The organism is Pseudoalteromonas prydzensis (genome assembly GCF_011050055.1).
Lineage (GTDB): Bacteria > Pseudomonadota > Gammaproteobacteria > Enterobacterales > Alteromonadaceae > Pseudoalteromonas > Pseudoalteromonas prydzensis_A.
Genome location: NZ_DRGM01000201.1, coordinates 1 through 4,039 on the forward strand (window position 1 = coordinate 1; position 4,039 = coordinate 4,039).

Consider the following 4,039-nt stretch of genomic DNA (forward strand, 5'->3'; position numbering starts at 1 on the left):
CATTATGCCTCTAAGGCTCAGGACTTAATTTATGAAAAGCCAACAAAACGATCCAATTTATTCTCAAATATCGCAAGTTAAAGATGCGGTAGCAGAAGTACTCGAACATGCTAAAAAATTAGGCGCTACAGCTGCCGAAGCGGCCATGTCTAGTACATCTGGTTTATCGGTTAGTACTCGAATGGGTGAAGTAGAAACCATTGAGTTTAACCAAGATGGCGGCTTAGGCATTAGCGTATATGTTGGTAATAATAAAGGCTCGGCGTCAACCGCTGATTTAAATCCAAAAACGTTGCGTATGGTAGTAGAAAAAGCGATTGATATAGCTAAGTTTACATCTGATGACCCATTTAACGGCGTTGCTGATAAAGAATTGCTAGAATTTAATCCTAAAGATTTAGATTTATACCACCCTTGGGATGTAAGTCCTGAGGAAGGCATTGAGCTTTGTCATGCTGCTGAGCAAGCTGCACTAAATGCTGATGAGCGTATTGTTAACTCTGATGGTGCGAGCTTTTCATCGCATCAAGGGCTACGTGTTTATGGTAATAGCCATGGTTTGATAACCGGTTTTCCACGTACTCGTCATAGCATTAGCACTATGGTGATAGGTCAAGATGGCGAGCAGATGCAACGCGACTCTGCTTATACGGTTGCGCGCGATCAAGCGGGTTTAAATGACGCAGCGGCAGTTGGGCTTGAAGCGGCAGCTGAAACGCTCGCTAAATTAAATAGTCAAAAGCTAGGCACAATGAAAGTGCCTGTTATTTTTAGAGCTGATATTGCAAACTCATTGTTTGGTCACTTAGTGTCGGCAATTGGTGGTGGCGCGCTTTATCGTAAATCGAGTTTTTTACTTGATAGTTTGGGCACTCAGGTATTTAGTAATTGTGTAAATATAGCTGAGCGCCCGCATATTTTAAAAGGTTTGGCGTCGTCACCGTTTGATAGCGAAGGCGTTAAAACCATTGACAGAGAAATTATTCAAGGCGGCGAGTTACAAACTTATTTATTAGCAAGCTATGCTGCGCGTAAAATGAATATGACGCCAACAGGGCATGCGGGCGGTATACATAACTGGCTTGTTGAACAAACTCATAACGATTTAACTGCACTATTAAAAACCATGGGCACAGGCTTATTAGTAACCGAGCTAATGGGGCAGGGCGTAAATACAGTAACGGGTGACTACTCTCGTGGTGCTGCTGGTTTTTGGGTTGAAAATGGTGAAATACAATATCCAGTAAGTGAAATTACCATTGCTGGTAATTTAAAAGATATGTTTAAAGGTATATCTGCTATTGGTGGTGACATAGAGCGCCGTGGTGGTATTCAAACTGGCTCAGTATTAATAGAGCAAATGCAAATAGCCGGCGCGTAGTATTAATAGGCAGTGTATACTTGGGTCCAGAGTATTATCTCTGGGTCTAAGTGAGCTTTTACGAGGTGTAAAATGGCTAAAGATAGATATGCACCAAAACCGCTAACCGATATTATGGCGGGGTTAAATAATCGTTTATCTGCTTATGCAGGCAAAAGCCAAGCACTTGATACACAGCAAACCTTATTAAAAGATTTTTTAGGTCCTAAGTTGGGTGATAAATGCCGAGTAAGTAATTACCGAGACGGTACGCTAATGATAGAGGCGGTATCTGCACCTATCGCGCTTAGGCTTAACTATCTAAAAATGGATATGCTTTCACATTTTAGAGCCGCCGGGATGGCAGAGCTTGGGCAAATAAAAATCACGGCAAATCCTCAGGCGACTCAGCGATTAAGTACTGCGAATAAGTCGGGCAGTCCTGCAGTTACCAACTCTCGTAAAATGAGTGAGCAAACAGCGGATTACTTAAACGCCATAGCATCTTCGGCCCCTCCTTCTTTAAAAGAAAAACTTGAGCGTTTAGCGCTTCATGGAAAAAATAAAAGCGAGCCTTAACTACCCACCATCTTGTTATTGGTGGGGTCAATTTGGCAGCTCACCGCATTCAAAATACTTTGTTACATATTCCATTTTATTGTTGCCCTAATGAGGTTTATGATACTGGCTGGTAATGTATATTGATTGAAGTCCCTGATACCCATTCCATTAAGTAAAAGCGTGTAGGCAGTGCTATTTTTACTCCTGCTATATTCAAGAGTTTAATGGAGTTGGTATTAAATTCTAACTAACAAACGGAATCATTATGAATAAAGTAACAATGGCTGCTGCAAGTATTGCACTTGCACTTGGCTTGGTAGGTTGTGGTGAAAAACAACAAGAAACTAAAGTAACCGACACTCCAGTAGTGACAGCACCTGCTGAAAAACCACTAGAGCTTGGTATTGAATTAGCTAATATGGATAGTTCAGTACGCGCACAAGACGATTTTTACTACCATGTAAATGGCGAGTGGTTAGCTAAAACTGAAATACCAGGTGATAAATCTAACTACGGTTCTTTTTCGCAGTTATATGATGAGTCGCAAAAAGCGATGAAAATAGCCCTTGAAAGTGCAGCCACAAACAAAGCCGCTAAAAAAGGCAGTGATGAGTACAAAATTGGTGCATTTTATAAAAGCTATATGAATAAAGATGCGCGTAATGAGCTAGGTATTACGCCATTACAACCGTCATTAGATACAATTGATAGTGTTAAATCTAAAGCTGATTTAGTGGGTTTAATGGCTAAAATTCAAAAACAAGGTGGTACTTTACCGTTTGGTTGGTTTGTAAATAACGATGCTAAAAATTCAAGCGAGTATGCATTGTATTTATCTCAGTCGGGTCTTGGTTTACCAGATCGTGATTATTACTCAAACGATGACGAAAAATTCACTAAAATTCGCGCTTCTTACGAGCAATACATCACTGATGTTTTAGCTAAGTCAGGCGTTAAGAATGCAGCAGAAGCTGCTAAGAGCGTACTTGCATTTGAAAAAACACTAGCTGATGCACAGTGGAGCCGCGTGCAAAGCCGTGACGCAACTAAATCTTATAACAAGATGACAGTAGCAGACGCAAGCAAGTTGATGGGCGACCTTGATTTAGCTGCATTCTTTAAAGATGCAGGTGTGAGTGCAAGTGACATTATTGTACGTCAACCAAGCTACTTAGAAGCACTAGCTACTATTTACAAAGACACTGATTTAGCGACGTGGAAAAACTACTTAAAATTTCATTTTGTAAGTGGTTATGCAGAGCTACTTAGTGAAGATTTAGTTAACCTTAACTTTGACTTTTACAGCACAACACTTCGTGGCGTAGAAGAACAAGCACCTCTTTGGAAGCAAGCGGTTGATGCATCTAACAGTGTACTTGGTGAAATTTTAGGTAAGGTATACGTTAAAGATAACTTCCCGCCAGAAGCTAAAGCACGCATGGAAGAGTTAGTTGATAACGTAATTAAAGGTTATGGCGTTGCTATCGAAAATCTTGAGTGGATGAGCCCTGAAACAAAGCTTGCAGCGAAAGAAAAACTAGACAAATTTACGCCTAAAATTGGTTATCCAGACACGTGGAAAGATTACTCTGAGCTAGAGATTAACTCAGATGAGCTAGTAGGCAATTACATTCGTTATAGCGAATGGGCATACGCAGACATGATTGCTAAATTGGGTAAACCAGTTGATCGCTCTGAGTGGCATATGACTCCGCAAACGGTAAATGCGTATTACAATCCAGTAAACAATGAAATTGTATTCCCTGCTGCTATTTTACAACCGCCATTCTTTAATTTAGAAGCGGATGATGCTGTAAACTACGGCGCAATTGGCGCAGTAATTGGTCACGAGCTTGGTCATGGTTTTGACGACCAAGGTGCTAAATATGACGGTGACGGTAACTTACGTAACTGGTGGAGTGAGACTGACCTTAAGCAATTTGAAGAGCGTACAGCGGCTTTAGTTGCACAGTATAACGAATATAAACCATTTGAAGATGCAAGTGTTAATGGCGAGCTAACGCTTGGCGAAAACATTGGTGACTTAGGTGGCTTAGCGGTTGCGCATAAAGCGTATATGCTATCTTTAGGTGATAAAAAAGCACCTGTGGTTGATGG

Annotated in this window: 3 protein-coding genes; all 3 read left to right on the forward strand. The window is 40.9% G+C overall.

All coding sequences use genetic code 11. The features are described from left to right. Positions 1-31: 31 nt before the first annotated feature. Positions 32-1,381, forward strand: a complete 1,350-nt coding sequence (gene pmbA / locus ENH88_RS20660) for a metalloprotease PmbA (RefSeq protein ID WP_304185192.1) — start codon at positions 32-34, stop codon at positions 1,379-1,381. A 72-nt stretch (positions 1,382-1,453) separates the two neighbouring features. Continuing rightward, positions 1,454-1,939: a DUF721 domain-containing protein gene (locus ENH88_RS20665; RefSeq protein WP_024605297.1), complete on the forward strand. Its 486-nt coding sequence runs from the start codon at positions 1,454-1,456 to the stop codon at positions 1,937-1,939. Between the two features lie 247 nt (positions 1,940-2,186). After that, a partial coding sequence (locus ENH88_RS20670) for a M13 family metallopeptidase (protein ID WP_304185195.1) occupies positions 2,187-4,039 on the forward strand: 1,853 nt, incomplete at its 3' end.